Genomic DNA, 21,665 nt, shown 5'->3' on the forward strand with positions numbered 1-21,665 from the left:
GGGTGCGAAAGGGGTTCTTACGCGGCGGGGGGCGGCACGGAGACCGCGCCCTGACGAATCTTCGCCGCTGATCCCAGTTGCCCTGCGGATGATTCGCTGCGCTCTATCATGATCTATGACCCGCCGCGTAGAACCGATTCGTGGTTGAATCCTGATGCATTTGTTATTCAGGTGGTTGTGGAGGCAATAGTGTGCCTTTCACCGCGTGAGGATCAGATGCGTGTCCCCGAACTCATGCCACAGATACTCCTTCGCCAGCGCCTCTTCGTACCCGCGGGCGATGAGCTCGCCGCCGCCGATCGCGGCGAGCATCATCAGGTGGCTGGAGCGCGGTTCGTGCAGGCCCGTCACCAGCCCGTCCACCGCACGGACCCCGATCTCCGGGGTCACCACGCGGTCGGTCCACCCCGCGGCGGCCCGTACCCGGCCGTCGTCGCCCGCGGCGGACTCCAGTGCGCGTACGACGGTCGTGCCGACCGCGATGACCCGCGCCCCCGAGGCGCGCGCCAGGTTCACCTGCCGCGCGGTCGCGGGGGGCACCGAGAACCACTCCTGGTAGGGCGGCTCGTCCCGCTCCGGCGAGGCGACGCCCGTGTGCAGGGTCACCGGCGCGATGCCGATGCCGCGTACCACGAGCGAGGTGACCAGCCGCTGGCTGAACGGCCGGGCCGCGCTCGGCATCTCCGCGCTGCCCGGCACCCTCGCGAACACCGTCTGGTAGTCGGCGAGCGGCCAGTCCCGCGCGATGTAGGAATAGCGGATCGGCACGCCGTGCTCCCCGAGGTAGGTCCGCACGTCGCGGTCCAGGCGGGCCCGCCAGAGCCGGGGCGTCTCGCGTTCGATCAGCCGCAGGGTCGCCTGGCCGGGCAGGGGGAGCCACTCGCCGGGCGCGCCCCCGCCGTACGGCCTGGTGCCGCCGGCCTGCGTCCGGTGGCGCAGCTCGACCAGCCAGGAGCCGTCCTCCCGTTCGGTGGAGAAGTGGACGGCCAGCTTGTCCAGGCGTACCGCGGCGGGCAGCGTCGCGGAGTCGTTGACCACCAGCAGGTCGCCGGGTTCGAGCAGGTCGGGCAGGTCGGCGAACCTGCGGTGGGCGATGTGCCCGGTGTCCCGCCACGACACCATCAGCCGTACGCCGTCCCTGGTCAGTCCGCGCGCCTCGGGCGGCTCGTGCGCCTCGCGTGCGGCCGGCAGCTCGAAGTCGAACGCGGACGCCTGGACGGTCATCGGTGGGCCAGCCTTCCACTGCCCGGGCGTTCACGGACCAGCCGCAGGATCGTCGGCACCACGGACTCCGGGTCGGGCGCGCCGCTCGCCTCCTTCGGGCCCACCGCGCCGGCGAGCATCGCGGTGTTCATCTCGCCCGGGTCCAGCCACCAGACGGCCACATCGGGCTCCTCGGCCGCCAGCACGTTGGAGAGCTGGTCGAGCGCCGCCTTGGTCGCGCCGTACCCGCCCCACCCCTCGTAGGCTTCGATGGCCGCGTCGGAGGAGATGTTCACGACCGCGCCCCGCCGCTCGCGCAGGCCGGGGAGTACGGCCTGGGTCAGTGCGAGCGGCGCGATGACGTTCGTGGCGAACAGCCCCGTGAGGTCGTCGATCGGATAGTCGGCCAGCGGCGGCAGCGGGGTGGTGCCGAGTCCGCTCGCGTTGTTGACCAGCAGGTCCAGCCCGCCGAGGCCGTGCGCGGCGTCGGCGAGCAGCTTGCGGTGCCCGGCGTCGGCGACGTCCCCGGCCAGCGCGGTGACCTGGGCGGACCCCAGCTCGGCGGTGACCTGGTCCAGGGCGGCCACGCCGCGCGCGGTGATGACAAGGCGCCAGCCCTCTTCGACGAGGGCCCGGGTGAGGGCCAGTCCAAGGCCCCGGGAGGCGCCGGTGATGAGCGCGTTCTTCGTCATGGGGCCGACGCTAGGCAGGCGGCGCTCGCCGTACATCGGGCCGCGGGCCTCGGTGGCCTGGGCAGATGGGCGTAGGACCAACGTACCCGTGGCACTCCTACCGGGGGTACGACCTAGTGTGAAGCTGTGCAAGACGAACCTGAGGAGATTCTGCACGCCGTCAGTTCGGCGGTGCTCGCGGTCACCCGCCACCTGTCGGTGCGCGAGGTGCTTCAGGTCATCGTGCGCTCGGCGCAGCGGCTGCTGGACGCCCGGTACGCGGCCCTGGGCGTGCCGGACGAGCAGGGCGCGTTCGCGGAGTTCATCGCCGAGGGCATCTCCGACAAGCAGTGGAAGGCGATCGGGCCGACCCCGCGCCAGCACGGCATGCTCGGCGCGATGCTGCGCGAGGGCGCCCCGGTACGGCTGGCCGACATCCGCAAGGACGCCCGCTACGAGTGGTGGCCGCGCGCCCACCCGGTGCTGAAGGACTTCATCGGCGTGCCGATCCGCGACGGTGACGAGGTGCTGGGCATCATCTTCCTGTCCAACAAGCGCACGCCGGGCGGTTTCACCGAGGCCGACGAGGAGCTTCTGACGCTGTTCGCGGCGCACGCGGCCATCGCGCTGACCAACGCGCGGCTGTACGAGCGAAGCCGCGAGCTGGCCATGGTCGAAGAGCGCACCCGGGTGGCCCGCGACCTGCACGACGCGGTCACCCAGAAGCTGTTCTCGCTGCGGCTGAGCGCGCAGGCCGCACAGGCGCTGATGGGCGCCGACCCGGGGCGCGCGGCCGGGCAGCTGGACCAGGTGCAGCGCCTGGCCGGGGAGGCCCTGGCCGAGCTGCGCGCGGTGATCGTCGAGCTGCGCCCGGCCGAGCTGGGCCGGCACGGGCTGGCCGAGACCCTGCGCAAGCACGTGGCGCTGCTACACCGGCTGCACGCCCCCGAGGTCTCCTTCGAGTCGGTCGTCGTGCCGTGCGACGACCACGGCGGCCTCACATCCGATCCGGCGGTCGAGGTGGCCGTGCTGAGAGTGGCCCAGGAGGCGCTGCACAACGCGGTGCGGCACGCGAAGGCCGGGTCGGTCACCGTACGTCTGATCGAGCGCTGCGGCGCGCTGGAGCTCGACGTGAGCGACGACGGCGGCGGCTTCGACGCCTCGGCCTCGCCCGGGCGCGACCAAGGACTCGGCCTGACCACGATGCACGAGCGGGCGCGGGAGGTCGGCGGCTCGGTCGTGGTGCGGTCGCGGCCGGGTTCTGGAACGACGGTCCGCATGGAGGTCCAGCCGTGATACGCGTGGTGATCGCCGATGACCATCCGGTGGTCCGTCAGGGGTTGTGCACCTTCCTCGGCCTCCAGGACGACATCGAGGTGGTCGGCGAGGCGGGCGACGGGGACGAGGCGGTGGAGATCGTCGCCGCACGGGCGCCCGACGTGCTGCTGCTCGACCTGCGGATGCCGGTCCTCGACGGGCTCGGAGCGCTGGAACTTCTGGCCGAGCGCGGGCTCGCGGTCCGGGTGCTGGTGCTCACCTCGGTGAGCGACCGCGCCGACGTGGCCCCGGCGATGCGGGCGGGCGCGGCCGGGTTCCTCTACAAGGACGTCGATCCGGGTTCGCTGGTGCAGGCCATCCGCGCGGTGGCCGCCGGTCAGGTACTGCTCGCGCCTGAGGCGGCGCGGGCCGTACTGGACGGCGGCGGGTCCGTCCCGGCCACGGACAATCCCAGCCCGCTCACCGAACGCGAGCGCGAGGTGCTCGGGCTGATCGCCGCGGGACGCTCCAACCGGGAGATCGCCAGGGAACTGTCCGTCGCCGAGAAGACCGTCAAGACGCACGTGTCGAACGTGCTGATGAAGCTCGGCGTGCAGGACCGCACCCAGGCCGCGCTCTATGCCGTACGCCACGGTATGGGCTGAGATCGTTTCGATCGGGGAAAGGCTGCCTCGACACGACCTTCGGGGCATCTCGACCGGCGTATTGTGTGGACCCGTCGACACATACGGTCGGGTCTTCGCGTACCCCGTGAGTGCCCATGATTCCGGCATTCGCCGGAGGAGGTGTGCATGCCGCTCGCCCGATCCACCGAGGCGGGTGACCCCGACCCGGCCGCGCCCGACAGCCTCGGCGGTCTCCGCCTCACCGGCCGCCTCGGCGAGGGACGCCAGGGTGTGATCCACTCGGCGGTGGACGCCGAGGGCGTTCCAGTGGTCGTCAAGCTCCTCCACCCGCGTTTCCGGCTGACCGAGGAGGGCCGCAGGCGGTTCCTGGTCGTCATGGAGGGCCTGCGCGGCGTCACCCGCCCCAACACCGTCACCGTGCTCGACGCGGGCATCCACGACGGCCGGCCGTACGTGGTGAGCGCGCTCGCCGACGGCTTCCCGCTGTCCACGAACCTCTCGGCGGAGCGGCTGCGGCCGTTCGCCAGGGACACCGCCCGCGCGCTGGCCGCGCTGCACGCCTCGGGAATGGTCCACCGCGACGTCAAGCCGGGCAACATCATGCTCGGCGTGGACGGTCCATGGCTGCTGGACGCGGGGATCGCCGAGGCGCTGGAGGCGGGGGCGACGGTGTTCAGCGCGACCATCGGCACGCCGGAGTACCTTTCGCCGGAGCAGATCACGGGGGAGACGCCCGGGCCGGCCTCCGACGTGTTCGCCTGGGCGGCTACCGTCGCGTTCGCGGCCACGGGGCGCAATCCGTTCTTCGCCCTGCCCCGGGCCCTGGCCGATCCACTGGCGGACGACATGGTCGACGACTCGGTGGCGGCGGTGATGGACCGCGTCCTCACCGCGCCGCCCGACCTGGACGGCGTCCCCGCCGGCCTGCGCGACCTGCTGGCCCGTTGCCTGGCCAAGTCGCCGGGTGAGCGGCCCGCGTTCCCGGAGATCGTCGAAGACCTCACCGCGGCCCCGCCCGAACCTGAACCCGAACCCGAACCAGAGCCCGAGCCGGTCCCTGAACCGGAACCCGAACCGGAGCCGGAGCCCGAGCCGGAACCAGAGCCGGTCGCAGAAGCACCCCAAGCACCCGAGGTGCCAGAGCCCGAGCCGCCACGGGAGGTCCCCCGGCGGAAAGGCCGCTGGAAGCGGGTGACCGTCGGCCTCGCGGCCGGGGTCGCGGCGATCGTGGGGGTGCCCGTCTGGCTGGTGTCCGGCGGACCCGGCGGGAAGCCGGAGGCCCTGCCCACCGTGGGCATCGTGCAGCGGGCCGACGAGGCGCCGAGCACCCCCGAAGCACCGTCCCCTCGGCCACCGTCCCCCGAGCCGTCCCCGCGCGGCCCGGTCGCGGCCTCGCCCGCGACGGTCACCAAGACCGGATGGCTCGGCTACGGCTACCGCATCAGGTCGGTGAAGACCGGCAGCGAGGTCCGCGCCACCGCCGTGACGTCGGTGCGCGGCGACGCGGTCGTGGTGACCGGCGGCTCGGACGGCCGGCTGCGGCTGTGGGAGCTGGAGAGCGGCGAGGCGATCGGCGGGAGGTTCGCCGGGGCCCGGCACCGCGGCGGCGTCGCGACGGTCGTCACGGCACGGCTCGGCAAGCGCCCTGTGGCCGTCTCAGCCGGCCGGGACGGCACGGTGAAGGTCTGGGACCTCGGCGCCCGCCGCGCGGTCGGAAAGGCCATCAAGGCGCGCGGCGGGCGGATCTCCGCGCTCGCCGTGGTCAAGTCGCGCGGCCGCACCCTGGTGGCGGTCGCCACGAACGACAAGCGCATCCGGCTCTACGACCTCGCCAGGCGGCGCATGACCGGCAAGCCGCTGCACGGCCACAAGAAGCCCGTCACCTGGCTCGCCGCCGGGACGTTCCGCTCCGGCAAGCCCTACCTCGCCTCGGGGGCGGGCGATGAGACCGTCCGGCTGTGGGACCCGGCGCGGCGCAAGCCGTACGGCAGCGCCTACCACAAGCACACCAAGGCGGTCCGGGCCCTCGCCACCGGCACGGTCGGCGGGCGCGCGGTGATCGCGTCGGCGGCGGGCGGCGAGAAGGCCGTGAGGATCTGGGACGCCGCCAGCCGCAAGGCCGTCAGGAAGCCGATCTCCGGGCCCAAGGGTTCGATCGAGAGCCTGGCGTTCATCGAGCTGGGCGACCGCAAGACCCTGGTGGCGGCGAGCGGTGACGGCGTGCTGCGGGCCTGGGACCTGCTCACCGGCAAGCTGCGCGGCAAGATCGAGGACGCGCACCCGAGCGGGGCCGCGTCCGTCGTGCCGTACGTGGACGGAAAGGGCAGGCTGATGCTCGTCTCCACCGGCCGGGGCGCCGACGGACTCGGCATCTGGCGTTTCGGGGCGCTCAACTAGGCTAGCCGCCCGGGTCATCACTGGTCATTGGGCGCGGGATTCGAGGATCGCATGGTGGGCGGCCACCCAGGCACGGCGTACCGCGCGGTCCAGGTCGCGCAGCACACTGCCCCTGGCGGTGACCTGGCCGGAGGTGAGGCCGCGGTCGTCGGCCAGGCGCAGCGCGTGGGCCAGTCGCGCCGACAGCGCCGCCACCCGGTGGGCGCGGCCCGGATAGCCGGGCGCGAGCGTTTCGTCCGCCCCGGACCCGGACAGCGCCGTCCCGGGGTGGGCCTGGCGGGGGCCCTCGACGTTCATCAGCGTCTCGGTGGCCGAGAGCATCGCGGTGTTCAGCTCGCGCTCGGCCTCGGCCAGGGACGGCAGGTCCGGTACGGCGGCGGCGGCCTCGGCGGCCGTCCAGCGGACCCCCCGGTAGGACGAGCCGCGCAGGTCCGCCTCCGGGATCAGGCCGACGCACCGGCCGGCCAGTACGGCGATGGCGGCCTGCCCCGCCTCGATCGCGGCGGAGTTGAAGGCGGGCGGTCCGGTGAGCCCGAGCGGGTCACCGGCCACCGGAAGCGCCAGCCGCAACGCGGTCAGGCCGGAAAGCCGCAGGTCGGCGAGGTAGCCGCGGAGCGGCGCGTCGCGGGCGCCGCCATGCGAAGGGAGATCATCGGAGGGTGGGCGGGCGACGATGCCGGGCCCGGCCGTACGCTCGATGTGGTCGACCGCCTCGTCCAGGCCGATGTGGCCGGCGAGCCAGGCGTTCCCCCAGCAGACGAGCGCGGCCGACGCGGGTGAGTCCCGGTGCGATGAATCCAGGTGCACCCGATCCACGATAAGCGGTGCCACTGCAATAGGTTTTAGGCGAGCGACACGTGAGGGAGTGATCGGGGATGGGCGGTCAGGTGCTGCACCTTCGGGATGTCGCCGTCCGCAGGGACGGCGCCGCCCTGCTGCGGGGCATCGACTGGACCGTCGGTGAAGACGAGCGCTGGGTCGTGATCGGTCCCAACGGCGCGGGCAAGACCACGTTGTTGCAGGTGGCCGGGGCGATACTGTTCCCGACCGAGGGCACCGTGGAGATCTTGGGCGAGCCGGCCGGCCGTACCGACCTGCAGGAGCTGCGCACCCGGATCGGCATGGCCAGTTCCGCACTGACCGAGCGCATCCCGCCCCAGGAGAAGGTCATCGACCTGGTGCTCACCGCGTCGTACGCGGTGCTGGGCCGCTGGAGCGAGGAGTACGACTCGCACGACGTCACCCGGGCCGTGGAGCTGATCGACCAGCTCGGCTGCGCGCACCTGATCAGGCGGCGGTTCAACACATTGTCGGAGGGCGAGCGCAAGCGCACCCAGATCGCCCGCGCCCTGATGCCCGACCCCGAGCTGCTGCTGCTCGACGAGCCCGCCGCCGGGCTCGACATCAGTGCCAGGGAAGACCTGGTCCGCCGCCTGTCCGGGCTGGCCCACGACCCCAAGGCCCCCACCATGGTGCTGGTCACCCACCACGTGGAGGAGGTGCCCGCCGGGTTCACCCACGCGCTGCTGATCCGGCACGGCTCGGTGATGGCCCAGGGGCCCATCGAGGTGGTCCTGAACGCGGACAACCTGTCCAAGACCTTCGGGGTGCCGCTGGGCCTGGAGCGCGCCCCGGACGGCCGGTGGTACGCGAGGGCCCGCCCCCAGTACTAGACGGGGCGAACCACTGCGTACCCCACCTTCTCAGGTCGATTCGCGCGCCTGACGGGATAGTAAAGCGAAGACCACATACCATTTCGGCCAGCTTCCCTCGCACGGTTGCTCAACGGAAGGGCCGCGATGTACGTGGAGATGCTGATCGCCCTGGTGGTCGTGGCGGCCTTCGCCGGGTTCGCGCTGGCCCGCACCGTCAGGATCATCCCGCAGTCGACCGCGGGCGTCGTCGAACGGCTGGGCCGCTACCACCGCACACTGGAGCCCGGCCTGAGCCTGGTCGTCCCGTTCATCGACCGGATCAGGAACCTGGTGGACCTGCGCGAGCAGGTGGTGGCCTTCCCGCCGCAGCCGGTGAGCACCGCCGACCACCTGGTGGTGTCGGTCGACACCGTCGTCTACTACCAGGTCACCGACGCCAAGGCGGCGACCTACGAGGTGTCCGGGGTGCTGTCGGCGGTCGAACAGCTCACCGTGGTCACCCTGCGCAACATGATCGGCGGGATGAGCCTGGACGACGCGCTCGGCTCGCGTGAGCGGATCGGCGCGGAGCTGCGCGGCGCGCTCTCCGAAACGGCCGCCCGCTGGGGCATCAAGGTCAACCGGATCGAGCTGAAGTCGATCGACCCGCCCGCCTCGATCCAGGAGTCGATGGAACGCCGGATGCGCGCCGACCGTGACTCCCAGTCGTCCGTGGCGGCGGCGGAGGCCCACAAGCGGGCCGCGATCCTGACCGCCGAGGGCGAGAACCAGGCCGCCGTGCTGCGCGCCCGTGGCGAGGCCGAGGCCGTCGTGCTGCGCGCGCAGGCCGAGGCCGAGGCCCACTCCATGCGGGCCAAGGGCCAGGCGGAGGCCATCGCCATGGTCTTCAAGGCCGTCCACGACGGCAAACCGGACCGCGCCCTGCTCGCCTACCAGTACCTCCAGACGCTCCCGGAGATCGCCAAGGGCGACTCCAACACGGTGTGGATCGTGCCCTCCGAGATCGGCCGCCTCCTTGAGGGCATCGGCGGCCTGCTCGGCCCGGAGCGGGAGGAGGAGCCCGAGCCGCGCAGGCGGCCCCGTACGACGCGCAAGCCCGCCGCCGACGGGACCCCCTGACCGGCCGGGGACAGGCCGCCCTCTAGCATCGGGCATCGTGGCGGTTCAAGGGTGAGGGGTACGTTTTGACACCGTGGGAGGCGGTCGCGGTGTTCGCGGCCGGGGTCGCGGCGGGTGGCATCAACTCGGTCGTGGGGTCCGGATCGCTGATCACGTTCCCGACTCTGCTCGCCTTCGGCTACCCGCCGATCGTCGCCAACGTCTCCAACAACGTCGGGCTCGTCCCCGGCGGGGTCACCGGCGTGCTCGGCTACCGGGAGGAGCTAGGGGGGCAGCGCGGACGCCTGGTGCGGCTCGGCATCGCGTCGGTCATCGGGTCGGTGGCGGGCGGGCTGTTGCTGCTCAACCTGCCGGAGTCGGCTTTCAAGATCATAGTCCCGGTGCTGATCGGCCTGTCGCTGGTGCTCGTGCTGGTCCAGCCGTACCTCGGCAAGTGGCTGGCCGGCCGCAGGCGCGACCGGCACGCGCACGGCGGGCCGTTGCTGTGGCTGGGCGTGCTGGGCGCGGGCATGTACGGCGGCTACTTCGGCGCGGCCCAGGGCATCGTGCTCATCGGCCTGCTCGGCATCTTCCTGGACGAGAGCCTGCAGAAGATCAACGCCGCCAAGGTCGTGCTGGCCCTGCTGGTCAACTCCGCCGCCGCGGTGCTCTTCGTGTTCGTCGCGCCGCTGGACTGGTGGGCGGTGGCGATGGTGGCGCTCGGCTCGATGGTCGGCGGCTACCTGGGCGCGCGGCTCGGCCGCCGGCTGCCCCCCGTCCTGCTGCGCGGCGTCATCGTGGTGGTCGGGATCGTCGCGATCGTCAACCTGGTCATGGACTAGCGTCGGGGTCCAGCGGCAGGAGTACGGTGAACCGCGTGTCGCCCGGCGCCGAACGCACCCGGATGTCGCCGTGGTGCTTGTTGACCACGATCCGGTAGGAGATGTCCAGCCCCCGGCCGGTGCCCTCGCCGACCCCCTTGGTGGTGAAGAACGGCTCGAAGACCCGCGGCCGGATCTGCTCCGGGATGCCCACGCCGGTGTCGGCCACCTCCACCGCCAGCATGTCGCCGTCGCGCGAGGTGCGCAGCGTGAGCGTGCTCGCGCGGTGAGCTGCGCGCCGGAGACGCCGTCGGGGAAGCCCAGGTAGTTTTCGATCCGGCTGCTCTGCCCGGCCTGGCCGCCGGTGGCGCGCTGCTCGATGAGCACCGTGCGCAGGCCCTCCGACGCCCCGTAGACCGCCGCGCCGAGCCCCGCCGGGCCCGCGCCCACCACGATCAGGTCGTAGAAGTCGGACGCCGGGGTGGTGCTCGGCCCGATGTGCGCGGCCAGCTCGCTCACCGGGGTGGCCAGCGACCTGCCATCGGGCGTGATGACCACCGGGACGGCGTCGGGGCCGAGCCCGGCGGCCGACAGCAGCCGCTCGCCCTCCGGCTCGTCGGCCAGCACCCAGCGGTAGGCACCAGGTTGCGGGCCAGGAAGTCGCGCACCTTGTACGACGGCGCGGACCACCGGTGGCCGACCACGCGCACGTCGCCCTCCGCGGACGCGGGCGTGGACAGCCACGCGTCGAGCAGGCCGTCCATCACCGGGTAGAGCTTCTCCTCCGGTGGGTTCCACGGCTCGAGGAGGTAGTGGTCGACATCGACGATGTTGCTGGCGTCGATCGCGGCGTCGGTGTCGGCGTAGGCGGTCAGCAGGACGCGCCGCGCGGGCGGGAACAGGTCCATGGCGCTTTCGAGGAACTGGATGCCGTTCATCTGCGGTATCCGGTAGTCGGCGAGCATGACCGCGACCTGCTCGCCCCTCAGCTTGATCTCGCGGAGCGCCTCCATCGCGGCCGGGCCGAGTCGGCGCGTACGACGCGGTAGCGGTCGCCGTAACGGCGGCGCACGTCTCGGGCCACCGCCCTGGAGACGGCGGGATCGTCGTCAACGGTGATGATCGCCGAATTCGCCATGGCAACAAGGTGATCATCGCAAGTGACTAGGCGTGTTGCGCGGGCCTGACCTGGATGATGCCGTCCCGGCGTACCCGGGTCTGGAACACCGGCTGCGGCGCGGTCGCCGGGCCGTGCACGACCTTGCCGTCCGACAGCCGGAAGGTGCTGCCGTGCCACGGGCACACCACGCAGGTCACGCCGCCCTCACTGGTCAGGCGGCCCTGGTGGAGCGGGCCCGCCAGGTGGCTGCAGTGGTCGGCCAGGATGGTCACCGTCTCGCCGCTGCGCAGCACGAACAGGTCGATGTAGCCGAGCCTGCGGGAGACCGGGCGGCCGTCGGGCAGGTCCTTCAGCTCGCAGAGGTTGTGCCAGCCCAGCGGGACCAGATGGGTGACCTGCTCGGCGTGGTTGGCCCCGGCCGCCTGGCGGTAGGCCATGTGCCCGCCGAGCATCCCGCCCAGGCTCGCCGCGCCCAGCCCGGCGTAGCCGAGCAGCCTGCCGCCGCGTTCCCGGCCGGCCAGGCGCAGCGCCAGCGAGCCCGCGTACAGGGTGAACGCGCTGAGGTTGGCGATCGCGTGGACGAAGCCCACCCGTTGCTGCTCGATGTGCAGCACGGACCAGTCGGTGATGCCGGCCGCCGCCGCGGGGGCCGCGCCGGCCAGGCCGGTGGCCAGCACCGTACGCGCGGCGCGGGGGTCGGCGCCGGTCGCGTCCAGTACGGCGGTGGCCACCCAGCAGCCCAGGCTGGCGGTGGCGAGCGGCGGGTGGACGGGCGTGCCGGTCGGCACCCCGTGCAGCAGGTCGCGCAGCCCACCCGGCCGGAGCCTGCTCCGCACGGCCTTGGCCAGCGCCCGGATCGTGCGGTCCATCGCCGTCGTGCGTTCCAGCCGGTTGGTCAGGTCGAGCTTCGGGAGCATTCCCCTTCGGGATCGAGTGCCCTTTTGGATGGTCTCCTCCACGTTTGCCCCCTTTCCGTGGTGGGTCATCTACCCGTACCACGAGGGCCGAACACCGGTCCAGCGGAGCCCGGCCGGTGGCGTCGCTAGGAGGCCGCCAGATGCCCCTGGCGGACCGACTGCTCCACGAGCCGGGCGGCGTACGCGGCCAGGCCGGGGGAGCCCTCCTCGATGATCTTCACGTTGCGCATCACCTGCACGGCGGTCACCTTGTACAACTGCCAGGTGCCGCCGTCGGTGCGGTGGTTGGCGATCAGCGGCGCGATGCGGTCGAGGGCCTTGGCGAACCGCGCCTCCGGGGTGCGCCGCTCCTCGAACTCGTCCCACAAGGCGTGCATCGTCTTGGCCTGCTCGGCCGGGAGCAGCCCGAAGATCCGGTCGGCGGCGGCGCGCTCCCGTTCGGCCTGGGTGGCGAGCATGTCGTCGTCGTAGATGAAGGTGTCACCCGCGTCGATCTCCACGATGTCGTGGACCAGCAGCATCGCCACCACGCGGTTGAGGTCGGTGCCCGGAGGGGCGTGTTCGGCGAGGGTCATCGCCAGCATGCCGAGGTACCAGGAGTGCTCGGCGTCGTTCTCCCGCCGCGAACCGTCCATCAGCGTATTGCGGCGGATGACCCGCTTCAGCTTGTCGATCTCGATGAGGAAGTCGATCTGTGCATGCAGCCGCGCGTCGCTCACACGCCCAGCCTAGTCGGACGTTGATCAACAGGTGGGGGAGTTCGCCGCCCCGACGTCATACGTTGCATCCCCGGTCACCTTGGGTCACCTTGAACCGTCGGGGACCCCTTCGCGGGGTATGGACAAGTGCTTCCAGCCCTCTTCGACCGAGGCCCGGCACCCGTCGGGGCCGTCGCCTGCGCCGATGAACAGCGCGGTCAGCATGGCCGCGCCGTCGTCGAGCGTCCGGCGGGGCAGGCAGCCGCCGGTGACCAGGGAGACCAGCCCGTGACCGATGACCCAGCTCTGGGCCGCCAGCCGCCGCGGATCGGCGTCGCCGCGGAAGCGGCCGGCGTCCCTGCCCCGCCGGGCGGCCCGGACCAGGTACGCAAGGGCGGCGTCGGCGGCCTGGTGGTCTTCGAGGTCCAAGGTCTCGTCGAACATGATCCGGTACAGGTCGGGGTGGTCGATGGCGTTGCCGATGTAGGCCGCGACCAGGGCGGTCAGGTCGTGTACCGGGTCCGCGGACTCCCGCACCAGCGCGAACCTGTCCGTCAGCCGGGTGAAGCCCTCCTGCCGCAGGGCCTTCCACACGCCGTCCATGCCGCCGAAGTAGGTGTAGACGGCCATCGTGGACACGCAGGTCTGCGACACCAGTGAGCGCAGGGTGATGGGCTCGCGCGTGCGGAGCATGTGGGCGGCCCGCTCGATGATCAGCGTGCGGATCGAGGGATCTTTCATCCTGGCCACGGCACCAGAATACATAGCATTGCATTGTTATGGCATGAGTTCGCGGGCCTGTGAGGGCCTTGGCGACCCCGGAGGGTGGTCCTCCGGGATCGCGGTCGCCGTGCCGGCCGAGCCGGGCTCAGCCGGTCTGGGGGATGAGCAGTGTCGTCCGCGGATCAGGAGGCTCTTCGATCTCCAGCGGAGAGGCGAGTCCCGGTCCGGTGTCCCGGGAGGAGGGGATGCGCACCCAGTGCCCGCCGTCGAGGCCGGCGGGGGCGCGGCCGTCCCTGCGGACGATCTCGACGGCGACCAGGTCGGCCCGGCGGCGGTGCCGCCACACCAGCACCTGGCTGGCCAGGCAGGCCGCCTCCAGCTCGCCGGAGAAGGCCTCGAAGTCCTCCGCGCAGATGCCCGCCCTGGTGACGATGAACGCCCGCTCGCCTTCGGCGGTGGGAGCGATCCACAGCACCAGGGGGATCCGCCCGGAGGTGGTGTGCATCGGGGTCTCCAGGCAGACCCGCTGGATGCGGTGCCGGGAGAACAGGCACCAGAAGTGCGCGCCGACCCAGCCGCGGCCGAAGCGCGTGGCGGCCGGGACCGACACCGCCCCGGTCATCGCGGCAGCGGCCCACCAACTGCCGTTGACGGTGGCGCTCACGGTGAGCGCGAGGACCGCCACCGCCGTGACGAGCAGCGCGAACTCGGTGCGCCAGCGCCAGGCCCGCACCAGCGACGGCGTACGGCCGGCCGCCGGCACCTCCCCGCGCGCGGGGTAGGGGTTGTTCCTCGGGTTACGCCGCGACATTTCCCGGCACCTCCCGCTCTTCCCGGCCGTCACGCGCCGCGAGGGCGTGCAGGCGGTCCGCCTTGAGCCGGTCGAACCTCGGGTCGCGGTAGTGCCGCGAGCCGAAGCCGGTCGGGGTCACCGTCCACCCGATGCGGTGCGCGAACTCGTCCTCTTCCATGCAGAGTTCGCGGTCGGCCCGGTGGATGAGGTCCTGAACCCAAGATTTGATTCGAGCGATTCCCTTGGTACCGTGAGAGTACATAGGAGGCTTCCTTCGCTTGGACTCGATGCGGAGGCTCTTGTGGACTTACCGGGTCGGTGGCCGCCGACCCGGTTTTCCTTTGCGCCGCTGCGGGCGCGTCATGTGAGCGCGGGTCGTGCAGGGTTTGATCTGCTGACACCCCCGAGCGCCGTCCGTGGCGCGGTCCAGGCCGCGTTGCGGAGTGCGAGCGGGAGATTACCCCCTTGAAGAGATGGTCTCTCCGGGCCTACTATCACGCAAGTCCCGCCGCAAGGTAAAAAGCAGCGAACTTTTCAAGTTCGGTGCTTCATGCGGTGCATGTGTCGTGCAACTTGCAGGCACGCTGGCGGGCGCCGTGGCCGGGGGAAGCCGTGCGGTGCGCGCGGCGGCCCGTGAAACGGGCGTGACCGCGCGGTAATGTGGTGCGCACCCCCGTCTGATGCGCACAGCATACGATGTCATGGCGGTCTACCCGCGAAGGCGGACTTGCAACCCTTATCGGGGGGAACTTCGACACGATCCCCGAAAGATCAAATGCACCATTCCGTGCAAGTTGCATGTACGATAGAGCCCTGCGGGACACCGGTCAGCCGCCGGTCCCGCTGTTCTGTGGCGATTGACCAGCGTTACACCACGTACGGCGTCAAAAGGGGGGCCGGGCGGTGCCAGAACGAGCCAGTCCAACCGTCCGTCGGCGCAGGCTCGGTCAGGAGCTTCGCCGGTTGCGCGAGCGGGCCGGTTTCACCGGTGACCACGTCGCCGACGAGCTCGGCTGGTCGGCCTCGAAGGTCAGCAGGATCGAGACCGCCAAGACCATGCCGAAGCGGGCCGATGTGCAGGCCCTCACCGCGTTGTACGAGGCCGGGGAGGCCAAGCAGCGCGAGCTGCTCGACCTGCTGCGGGACGCGTCGAGAAAGGGCTGGTGGGAGGACTACCAGGACGCCCTGCCCCAGGAGTACACGACACTGCTGGGGCTGGAAGAAGAGGCGGCCTTCGAGCGGAGCTGGGAACCCCAGATCGTTCCGGGTCTCTTCCAGACCGAGGAGTACGCTCGCGAGGTCATCCGCGCCACCCAGGCGATCATCAGGCTGCCGCCCGCCGATCTCCGCGCCAGGGTCGAGGCGCGCCTCGCCCGGCAGCGGCTGATCAGCAAGCCGGAGCCGCTGACCACCTGGGTCGTGCTCGACGAGTCGGCGCTGTTGCGCCGGTTCGGTGGGGCGACGGTGATGCGTGAGCAGATCGAAAAGCTGATCGAGGTCAGCCAACTGCCGCACGTTCGCGTGCAGGTGCTCCCTCAGGACGCCCTGCATCCTGTCAATACCAGCTCGTTCATCCACCTGAAATTCCCGGAGTTCCAGGACGTCGTCTACTTGGAGCTGTTGCACAGCGCCCGGTGGGTCGAAGAGCCGGTGCAGGTCTACGGTTACGAACTCGCGTTCGACCACCTGCGCTCAGAGGCCCTTGGCCCGGATGCGTCACGGGAACTCATGGAGAAGGTTATCGATCGCTGGAAGTGATCTTCCGGCATGTCAGATAAGAAGGCCGAATAAAAATGTACCCGGTAGACCTTTCCGGCGCTGTCTGGAAGAAGAGTGCCCGGAGCGCGGCCAGCGGAGCCTGCGTCGAGGTCGCCCAGCTTGCGGGCGGGCATGTCGGTGTGCGCGACAGCAAGAACCGATCAGGTCCCGTGCTCGTCTTCACTCCCACCGAGTGGGACGCCTTCGTGGGAGGTGTCAGGGACGGCGAGTTCGACCTGTAAGTCACCTATCTGTATGAAACTGATCTGAAAAACAGGGAAGGACCCCCGGCGTGCCGGGGGTCCTTCTTCGCCGTCAGGGCCGGGTCAGGCCACGCCTAGGCCCTTGGCGACGCCCTCGCCGAGGTCCTTGTGGACGTTGGCCCAGTACTCGACGACCCGCTTCTTGGTGTCGGTGGTCACCTCCGGGGCGGAGGCGTGGGCGACGATGTTGCCCACCATGTGCGCGCGGTCGGTCCCGGACAGCACGTTCTCCCACAGGGCGCGCGGCTGGACGTAGTCGTCGTCCTCCGCGTGCCTGCTGTACGCGCTGCGAACGATGTCGCCGGTCAGGTGGTAGTCCTCGCCCGCGTACAGCGACGGGTCGGCGACCGGGCCGTTCAGGGAGTTGGGCGCGTACACCGGGTCGCCGCCGTTGGCGAAGCGCATCGAGCCGTCGCGGTTGTAGCTGTGCACCGGCACCTTCGGCGCGTTGACCGGAAGCTGCTGGTAGTTGGCGCCGATGCGGTAGCGGTGGGTGTCGGGGTAGGAGAACAGCCGGCCCTGGAGCATCTTGTCCGGGGAGGCCCCGACACCGGGCACGAGGTTGGAGGGCTCGAAACCGGACTGCTCGACCTCGGCGAAGTAGTTCACCGGGTTGCGGTTCAGGGTGAACCGGCCGATCGTGATCTCCGGGTAGTCGACGTGCGGCCACACCTTGGTCAGGTCGAACGGGTTGAACCGGTAGTCGGCCGCCGCCTCGAACGGCATGATCTGCACGTTGACCGTCCACGACGGGTGGTCACCACGGACGATCGCGGTGTGCAGGTCGCGGATGTGGTGGTCGGGGTCGGTGGCGGCGATGGCCTTGGCCTCGGCGTCGGTGAGGTTCTCGATGCCCTGCTCGGTCTTGAAGTGGTACTTCACCCAGAACTTCTCGCCCGCCGCGTTGTACCACAGGAAGGTGTGCGACCCGAAGCCGTGCATGTTGCGCCAGGTCTTCGGGGTGCCCCGGTCGGTCATCAGGAAGCTGACCTGGTGGGCCGACTCGGGGGAGAGGGTCCAGAAGTCCCATTGCATGTTGTTGTCGTGCAGATGGTTGTCCGCGCGCCGCTTCTGGCTGTGGATGAAGTCGGAGAACTTCTGCGGGTCGCGGATGAAGAAGATCGGCGTGTTGTTCCCGACGATGTCGTAGTTGCCGTGCTCGGTATAGAACTTGATGGCGAAACCGCGCGGGTCGCGGGCGGTGTCGGCGCTGCCCAACTCGCCCGCCACGGTGGAGAAGCGCAGGAAGAGCTCGGTCTCCTTGCCCTTCTGGAACAGGTCGGCCTTGGTGTACTGGCTCACGTCCTCGGTGATCCGCATGACGCCGTAGGCGCCGCCGCCCTTGGCGTGGACGACGCGCTCGGGGACCCGCTCCCGGTTGAAGTGGGCCATCTTCTGGATCAGGTAGTGGTCCTGCAGCAGCAAGGGGCCGTTCGGCCCGACGGAGAGCGAGAACTCGTCGCTCGGGGCGGGAATGCCCGAGTCCGTGGTGGAAGTCGGCCGGTTGCTCATTGAAGCGGTCCTCCGGATCGTTGCTTACGGAGTAGGGCTACCGCCTTGGAACTCCGCTAATTACCTCGACATCTGGGGCAAACGCCCCAGAACGTAATGTCCGCCTCGTCGACCAGGTAGCCGGCGGCGTCCACGGGGTCCAGGCAGGGTGCCTGCCCGGCCACGCAGTCGACGTCGGTCATCGCCCCGCAACGCCGGCAGACGAGGTGGTGGTGGTTGTCGCCCACCCGCCCCTCGTAGCGGGCCGGGCTGCCCATCGGCTCGATCTTGCGAACCAGCCCGGCGCTGTGCAGCGCGGCCAACGAGTCGTAGACGGCTTGAAGGGAGACGCGCCCGACGCGCTCGTGGACCCGCTGATGGATGGCGTCCACGTCGAGGTGGTCGCCATCGCGCACGGTCTGCATGATCGCGAGTCGCGCCGCGGTCACCCGCAGCCCGGCGTCGCGCAGCCGGTCGGCATCACCCATGCCATGACCCTACGTTGTAAACCTGAATGATTCAAGTCTTTGAGACTTCCAAGTAAGCGGTGCGAGCAGGTGGCGTCATGTCCGGGACCAGGGCTTATGCAGTGATTGGTGCGGCATGTCGGCTAGAGGTGGCATGCTCGGTTAGTCATGAAGAGGTTCCCCCTTCCCCCGGTCCTCCGGCGCGCCCGCGCCCTCGTCGCGGTCACCGCGGCGGCGGCGCTGCTGACGGCGGCGTGTTCGGCGGGCGAAAAAGAGCCGGAGAAGCGCGCGGCGGAGAATTCCGCGGAGCCGAGCCCTCCGGCGAAGACGACGAAGCCGAAGCCGGAACGCCGGCCGTACACCATCTCGTTCGGCGGTGACGTCCACTTCGAGGGCGTACTGCGGGCGCGGCTCGACGCGAACCCGCGCACCGCGCTCGGGCCGATCGCCTCGGTGCTGAAGAAGGCCGACCTGACGATGGTCAACCTGGAGACCGCGATCACCACCGCGGGCACGCCCGCGCCCGGCAAGCAGTACACCTTCCGCGCTCCGCCCACGGCGTTCACCGCGCTCAAGGCGGCCGGGGTGGACGTGGCGTCGATGGCCAACAACCACGGCATGGACTACATGCGAAGCGGCCTGCGCGACTCGCTGGCCGCGATCAGGAAGTCCCGCTTCCCGATCGTCGGGGTCGGCAAGGACGACGCCCAGGCGTACAAGCCGTACCGGACGACGGTCAACGGCAACCGGGTGGCGATCATCGGGGCCACCCAGGTGCTGGACGCGGAGTTCATCCAGTCCTGGACGGCGACGTCCGAGCAGGGCGGCCTGGCCTCGGCCAAGAACGAGGAGCGGCTGATCCAGGCGGTCCGCGCGGCCAGGAAGAACTCCGACACCGTGATCGTCCACCTGCACTGGGGCACCGAGCTGCAAAAGTGCCCGAACCCGGCGCAGCGCTCACTGGCCCCGCGACTCGTCGCGGCCGGCGCGGACGTGATCGTCGGCGGGCACGCGCACATCCTGCTGGGCGGCGGCTACCTCAAGGGCTCCTACGTCAACTACGGGATGGGCAACTTCGTCTTCTACAACTCCGGCCCGGAGACCGGCAAGACCGGCGTGCTCACCTTGACCATCCAGGGCCGGAAGGTCCTCAAGGACCAGTGGACGCCCGCCCGCATCAACGGCGGCGTCCCGGTGCCGCTCACCGGGGCCGCACGCAAGCAGGCGGTCACGGAGTGGCGGGGGCTGCGCTCCTGCACCGGCCTGTCGGCGGACCGGGGCGACCGATGACGGCGCGGGCGGCGGACGTGGGCCTTGTCGCCATACCGGATCAACAGGCCACTCAGCGTGAGCAAATGTGCCGTTAGCCTGAACGACCAGGGGGTCAGCGGGCAAGATGGAGGGCGTGTCCATCTTGCCTGTGGAAGACACCGATCTCGGCATGGAGCCCACGCCCCTCCGCCGCCGGCCCGCCCAGCGCCGCAGCGCACGCCGGGTCGAGCGGATGCTCGACGCCTGCGCCGAACTCCTCGACGAGCTCGGCTACGAGGCGCTCTCCACCACCCGGATCGCCGAGCGCGCCGGGGTCGCGATCGGCTCGATCTACCAGTTCTTCCCCGACAAACGGGCCATCGCCCAGGCGGTGACCAGGCGCAACGTCGAGCTGTTCGCCGCCCGCGTGGGCCGCAGGTTCCTCTCGGCGGAGTTCGAGGGCTGGTGGGACGCGGTGGACGCGATCATCGACGAGTACGTCGACATGCACCGGCGGGTGCGGGGCTTCCGCTCCCTGCACTTCGCCGACGTCATCGAGCTCAACCTGCTCGACTCGGTGGCCGACAACAACACCGTCATCGCGGGACGGCTGCGCGGGCTGCTGCTCCAGGAGTTCGGTCTGGCCGACAGCGAGGAGCTCGACCAGGCCATGCTGGTCGCCATCGAGGCGGGCGACGCGGTACTCAAACTCGCCTTCCGCCGCGCCTCCCAGGGCGATCCCCAGTTCGTCGCCGAGGCCAAAACCTTGATCAGAGGTTACCTCTCCAGCCACCTTCCCCCCGGCCGCCCCTGATGGGCTCGGCGGGGTGTGGCCCGCGCGGCTGTGTGGTGTGTTGGAGACCCGATCTCGCGTACCGGCGCGGGGTCGGTGGGCTGACCGAGCCCGGCACCGCCCCAGCGGCCGGAGCTGCATCCGCCGCATCCACTGCGGCCAACGACACCAAGGCGATCCTTGTCGGCATGGCCCTCTAGGCGGTCGCCCTGCGCCTGCGCGGCGGGTCCGATCCCCCGGATGAGCAGTCCATCGAGCCCGGCGCCGGCGTCCGGTCACCCGTCGGCTCGATCAGGGAATCCGCTGCCGCGCGGTTCTCGGGCCGCCAACTCTGACCGGCTCGGCTCGGCTTCGGCCCGTGGGGCGGCGGCTTCGCCGTGGCCGTCGGTGGGGCGTGTTCGGGGCGGGATCCTGCAGACCGGTGCGGAGTCGGTGGACCGGCCGTCGGCTCGGTCGGGGGCAAGCCCGGTGGCCTGGTCTCTGCGGTCGTGGCCGGGGAGCAGGTCGGCCTCCAGGATGCGCAGGTCGCGTTCGGCGGCTCGGACGGCTTCCAGCCTGCCGGTCAGATAGCCGGCCGCGCCGGGTACGGCGGCGGCGAACACCAGCCCGAAGGACACTGCGAAGATCGTCTGCCTGGAAACGTTCATCGCGACCTCCCACCGCTCGGGCAGTGATGTGGTACCCAGATGTCGCGATTAACACGCCGCAGTGTAGTGAATTATATGCCGTCCGTTACCGAAGGATGGCGGGGCTCGCCGTAGCGAGGCAACAGCGGCTAATGTTCCGGCAAATCCGGGCGGCGGTCGATAGTCTCTCGCTGTGGCACATGTGACACGTGAGCACCTTGATCGGCTGCTTGAGCAGGGGCTGCTGGCCGACGACCACGTCCCGACGGCCAAGCGACTCGACTTCCTGGCGGCGAGTTATGTGTCCGGCGACGTGTCCCGGGCGGCGATCCTCGTGCTGGCGGCGGAGGAATGGCGGCAGGCCGGGCAGCCGGCCCGCGCGCTGGAGTGTTTCCAGCGTGCGATGGAAGACGGCGGGGAGGTGAGCGTCGATCCGCGTGCCGGGATCGCCGACACGCTGTTCGAGCTGGACCGGCCCGCCGAGGGCAAGGAGATGATCAAGGCGATCCGTGCCGAGGGCGGTGTGACACCGGCGACCTGTCTCAACATCACCGAGACGCTGATCGCGTACGGCGAGCTGCGCGCCGCCCACGAGTGGGCCACCGAGGGCGCCCTGGCCTGCCCGGAGAGCAGCGGCGAACGAGCAGCCCTCCTCCGCGCCCGCTACCGCATCCGCATCGACCTGGGCCTCCCCGAAGACGAACTCGACGCCCTCGTCACCTGACGGCCGCCCATAGCGCGCTCGGCGCCGTACGCGGCACCTGGGGCGAGCCGAGGCATTGGTGTCTTGTCCCGCGTCCGTATCCCGTCTGGCGCGCTAGGTCCTTCGTGCGGTGCGCAGGCGGGGTACGGCATGCCCGGTAGGCGCCGTCTCGCCGTTTGGGATGCGCGATCCCGTCGGCGGCGGTCCTGTGACCGGAGGGGTCTTGCCGTACGGAAACCAAGGCCGGAGGCGTTCGGCGCGCGGCCGGCACCGGGAAGGCGTCCCAGCGAAGCGAGGGCGATGGGGCGGGGGG

Annotated in this window: 25 protein-coding genes; 11 read left to right on the plus strand and 14 right to left on the minus strand. The window is 70.8% G+C overall.

Annotation, left to right across the window (positions count from 1 at the left end; translation table 11 throughout):
• Positions 1 to 198 precede the first annotated feature (198 nt).
• Both C1I98_RS14040 and C1I98_RS14045 read right to left on the minus strand, forming a co-directional pair.
• Positions 199 to 1,224, minus strand: a complete 1,026-nt coding sequence (locus tag C1I98_RS14040) for an S-adenosylmethionine:tRNA ribosyltransferase-isomerase (protein ID WP_111167615.1) — start codon at positions 1,222 to 1,224, stop codon at positions 199 to 201.
• Positions 1,221 to 1,895: an SDR family NAD(P)-dependent oxidoreductase gene (locus tag C1I98_RS14045; RefSeq protein WP_111167634.1), complete on the minus strand. Its 675-nt coding sequence runs from the start codon at positions 1,893 to 1,895 to the stop codon at positions 1,221 to 1,223. The genes C1I98_RS14040 and C1I98_RS14045 overlap by 4 nt, the downstream gene beginning before the upstream one ends.
• 126 nt (positions 1,896 to 2,021) lie before the next feature.
• Here C1I98_RS14045 and C1I98_RS14050 point away from each other — a divergent pair, with 126 nt between their 5' ends.
• The 3 genes from C1I98_RS14050 (at position 2,022) to C1I98_RS14060 (ending at position 6,175) form a co-directional block, all read left to right on the plus strand.
• Entirely contained in the window at positions 2,022 to 3,170 is a 1,149-nt protein-coding gene (locus tag C1I98_RS14050) for a GAF domain-containing sensor histidine kinase (protein WP_111167616.1), read from the plus strand.
• Positions 3,167 to 3,796: a response regulator gene (locus C1I98_RS14055; RefSeq protein ID WP_111167617.1), complete on the plus strand. Its 630-nt coding sequence runs from the start codon at positions 3,167 to 3,169 to the stop codon at positions 3,794 to 3,796. The genes C1I98_RS14050 and C1I98_RS14055 overlap by 4 nt, the downstream gene beginning before the upstream one ends.
• Positions 3,797 to 3,943: 147 nt before the next feature.
• On the plus strand, positions 3,944 to 6,175 hold the full coding sequence (locus tag C1I98_RS14060) for a WD40 repeat domain-containing serine/threonine protein kinase (RefSeq protein WP_111167618.1): 2,232 nt from the start codon (positions 3,944 to 3,946) through the stop codon (positions 6,173 to 6,175).
• A 24-nt stretch (positions 6,176 to 6,199) separates the two neighbouring features.
• On the opposite strand, the gene C1I98_RS14065 is transcribed toward C1I98_RS14060, so the two are convergent.
• Positions 6,200 to 6,982, minus strand: coding sequence for an Rv1486c family protein (locus tag C1I98_RS14065; RefSeq protein WP_233507855.1), 783 nt, complete (start codon positions 6,980 to 6,982; stop codon positions 6,200 to 6,202).
• A gap of 68 nt (positions 6,983 to 7,050) precedes the next feature.
• Here C1I98_RS14065 and C1I98_RS14070 point away from each other — a divergent pair, with 68 nt between their 5' ends.
• The 3 genes from C1I98_RS14070 (at position 7,051) to C1I98_RS14080 (ending at position 9,770) form a co-directional block, all read left to right on the plus strand.
• Entirely contained in the window at positions 7,051 to 7,848 is a 798-nt protein-coding gene (locus tag C1I98_RS14070; RefSeq protein WP_111167619.1) for an ABC transporter ATP-binding protein, read from the plus strand.
• A gap of 105 nt (positions 7,849 to 7,953) precedes the next feature.
• The gene (locus C1I98_RS14075; RefSeq protein WP_233507856.1) at positions 7,954 to 8,949 is read left to right on the plus strand and encodes an SPFH domain-containing protein; all 996 of its coding nucleotides are present in this window, start codon (positions 7,954 to 7,956) and stop codon (positions 8,947 to 8,949) included.
• A 65-nt stretch (positions 8,950 to 9,014) separates the two neighbouring features.
• The gene (locus C1I98_RS14080) at positions 9,015 to 9,770 is read left to right on the plus strand and encodes a sulfite exporter TauE/SafE family protein (protein WP_111167620.1); all 756 of its coding nucleotides are present in this window, start codon (positions 9,015 to 9,017) and stop codon (positions 9,768 to 9,770) included.
• On the opposite strand, the gene C1I98_RS14085 is transcribed toward C1I98_RS14080, so the two are convergent.
• The 8 genes from C1I98_RS14085 to C1I98_RS41380 all read right to left on the minus strand — a co-directional run bounded on the left by C1I98_RS14085 (position 9,760) and on the right by C1I98_RS41380 (position 14,178).
• The gene (locus C1I98_RS14085; RefSeq protein WP_111167621.1) at positions 9,760 to 9,993 is read right to left on the minus strand and encodes an ATP-binding protein; all 234 of its coding nucleotides are present in this window, start codon (positions 9,991 to 9,993) and stop codon (positions 9,760 to 9,762) included. The two genes, C1I98_RS14080 and C1I98_RS14085, sit on opposite strands and share 11 nt — an antisense overlap.
• 271 nt (positions 9,994 to 10,264) lie before the next feature.
• Positions 10,265 to 10,762, minus strand: coding sequence for a response regulator (locus C1I98_RS42845; protein ID WP_199536937.1), 498 nt, complete (start codon positions 10,760 to 10,762; stop codon positions 10,265 to 10,267).
• Positions 10,735 to 10,887: a response regulator gene (locus C1I98_RS42850; protein ID WP_199536938.1), complete on the minus strand. Its 153-nt coding sequence runs from the start codon at positions 10,885 to 10,887 to the stop codon at positions 10,735 to 10,737. The genes C1I98_RS42845 and C1I98_RS42850 overlap by 28 nt, the downstream gene beginning before the upstream one ends.
• A 26-nt stretch (positions 10,888 to 10,913) precedes the next feature.
• Positions 10,914 to 11,786 (minus strand): Rieske (2Fe-2S) protein, encoded by an 873-nt coding sequence (locus C1I98_RS14095; protein ID WP_199536939.1) that lies wholly within the window; start codon positions 11,784 to 11,786, stop codon positions 10,914 to 10,916.
• Between the two features lie 125 nt (positions 11,787 to 11,911).
• Entirely contained in the window at positions 11,912 to 12,505 is a 594-nt protein-coding gene (locus C1I98_RS14100; RefSeq protein WP_158558029.1) for an HD domain-containing protein, read from the minus strand.
• An 84-nt stretch (positions 12,506 to 12,589) separates the two neighbouring features.
• Positions 12,590 to 13,225, minus strand: coding sequence for a TetR/AcrR family transcriptional regulator (locus tag C1I98_RS14105; protein WP_233507857.1), 636 nt, complete (start codon positions 13,223 to 13,225; stop codon positions 12,590 to 12,592).
• 127 nt (positions 13,226 to 13,352) lie between these two features.
• Positions 13,353 to 14,018: a hypothetical protein gene (locus tag C1I98_RS14110; RefSeq protein WP_146607430.1), complete on the minus strand. Its 666-nt coding sequence runs from the start codon at positions 14,016 to 14,018 to the stop codon at positions 13,353 to 13,355.
• Positions 14,005 to 14,178 (minus strand): hypothetical protein, encoded by a 174-nt coding sequence (locus tag C1I98_RS41380; protein ID WP_158558030.1) that lies wholly within the window; start codon positions 14,176 to 14,178, stop codon positions 14,005 to 14,007. The genes C1I98_RS14110 and C1I98_RS41380 overlap by 14 nt, the downstream gene beginning before the upstream one ends.
• A gap of 725 nt (positions 14,179 to 14,903) precedes the next feature.
• Here C1I98_RS41380 and C1I98_RS14120 point away from each other — a divergent pair.
• Positions 14,904 to 15,758: a helix-turn-helix domain-containing protein gene (locus C1I98_RS14120; protein ID WP_111167626.1), complete on the plus strand. Its 855-nt coding sequence runs from the start codon at positions 14,904 to 14,906 to the stop codon at positions 15,756 to 15,758.
• Between the two features lie 35 nt (positions 15,759 to 15,793).
• Positions 15,794 to 16,000 (plus strand): DUF397 domain-containing protein, encoded by a 207-nt coding sequence (locus C1I98_RS14125; protein ID WP_111167627.1) that lies wholly within the window; start codon positions 15,794 to 15,796, stop codon positions 15,998 to 16,000.
• Between the two features lie 84 nt (positions 16,001 to 16,084).
• Here the strand turns inward: C1I98_RS14125 and C1I98_RS14130 are convergent, their stop codons facing one another.
• Both C1I98_RS14130 and C1I98_RS14135 read right to left on the minus strand, forming a co-directional pair.
• Positions 16,085 to 17,533, minus strand: coding sequence for a catalase (locus C1I98_RS14130; RefSeq protein WP_111167628.1), 1,449 nt, complete (start codon positions 17,531 to 17,533; stop codon positions 16,085 to 16,087).
• Between the two features lie 56 nt (positions 17,534 to 17,589).
• On the minus strand, positions 17,590 to 18,000 hold the full coding sequence (locus tag C1I98_RS14135) for a Fur family transcriptional regulator (RefSeq protein ID WP_111167629.1): 411 nt from the start codon (positions 17,998 to 18,000) through the stop codon (positions 17,590 to 17,592).
• Between the two features lie 147 nt (positions 18,001 to 18,147).
• Here C1I98_RS14135 and C1I98_RS14140 point away from each other — a divergent pair, with 147 nt between their 5' ends.
• Together C1I98_RS14140 and C1I98_RS14145 are read left to right on the plus strand one after the other, a co-directional pair.
• Positions 18,148 to 19,269: a CapA family protein gene (locus tag C1I98_RS14140; RefSeq protein WP_111167630.1), complete on the plus strand. Its 1,122-nt coding sequence runs from the start codon at positions 18,148 to 18,150 to the stop codon at positions 19,267 to 19,269.
• Between the two features lie 115 nt (positions 19,270 to 19,384).
• Positions 19,385 to 20,044, plus strand: coding sequence for a TetR/AcrR family transcriptional regulator (locus C1I98_RS14145; protein ID WP_233507858.1), 660 nt, complete (start codon positions 19,385 to 19,387; stop codon positions 20,042 to 20,044).
• A 254-nt stretch (positions 20,045 to 20,298) separates the two neighbouring features.
• Here the strand turns inward: C1I98_RS14145 and C1I98_RS14150 are convergent, their stop codons facing one another.
• Positions 20,299 to 20,670: a hypothetical protein gene (locus C1I98_RS14150; RefSeq protein WP_146607431.1), complete on the minus strand. Its 372-nt coding sequence runs from the start codon at positions 20,668 to 20,670 to the stop codon at positions 20,299 to 20,301.
• A 172-nt stretch (positions 20,671 to 20,842) separates the two neighbouring features.
• On the opposite strand from C1I98_RS14150, the gene C1I98_RS14155 reads away from it, so the two are divergent.
• The gene (locus C1I98_RS14155) at positions 20,843 to 21,373 is read left to right on the plus strand and encodes a hypothetical protein (RefSeq protein WP_111167633.1); all 531 of its coding nucleotides are present in this window, start codon (positions 20,843 to 20,845) and stop codon (positions 21,371 to 21,373) included.
• Positions 21,374 to 21,665 lie beyond the last annotated feature (292 nt).

It is taken from the genome of Spongiactinospora gelatinilytica, assembly GCF_003236385.1.
GTDB classification, from domain to species: Bacteria; Actinomycetota; Actinomycetes; order Streptosporangiales; family Streptosporangiaceae; genus Spongiactinospora; species Spongiactinospora gelatinilytica.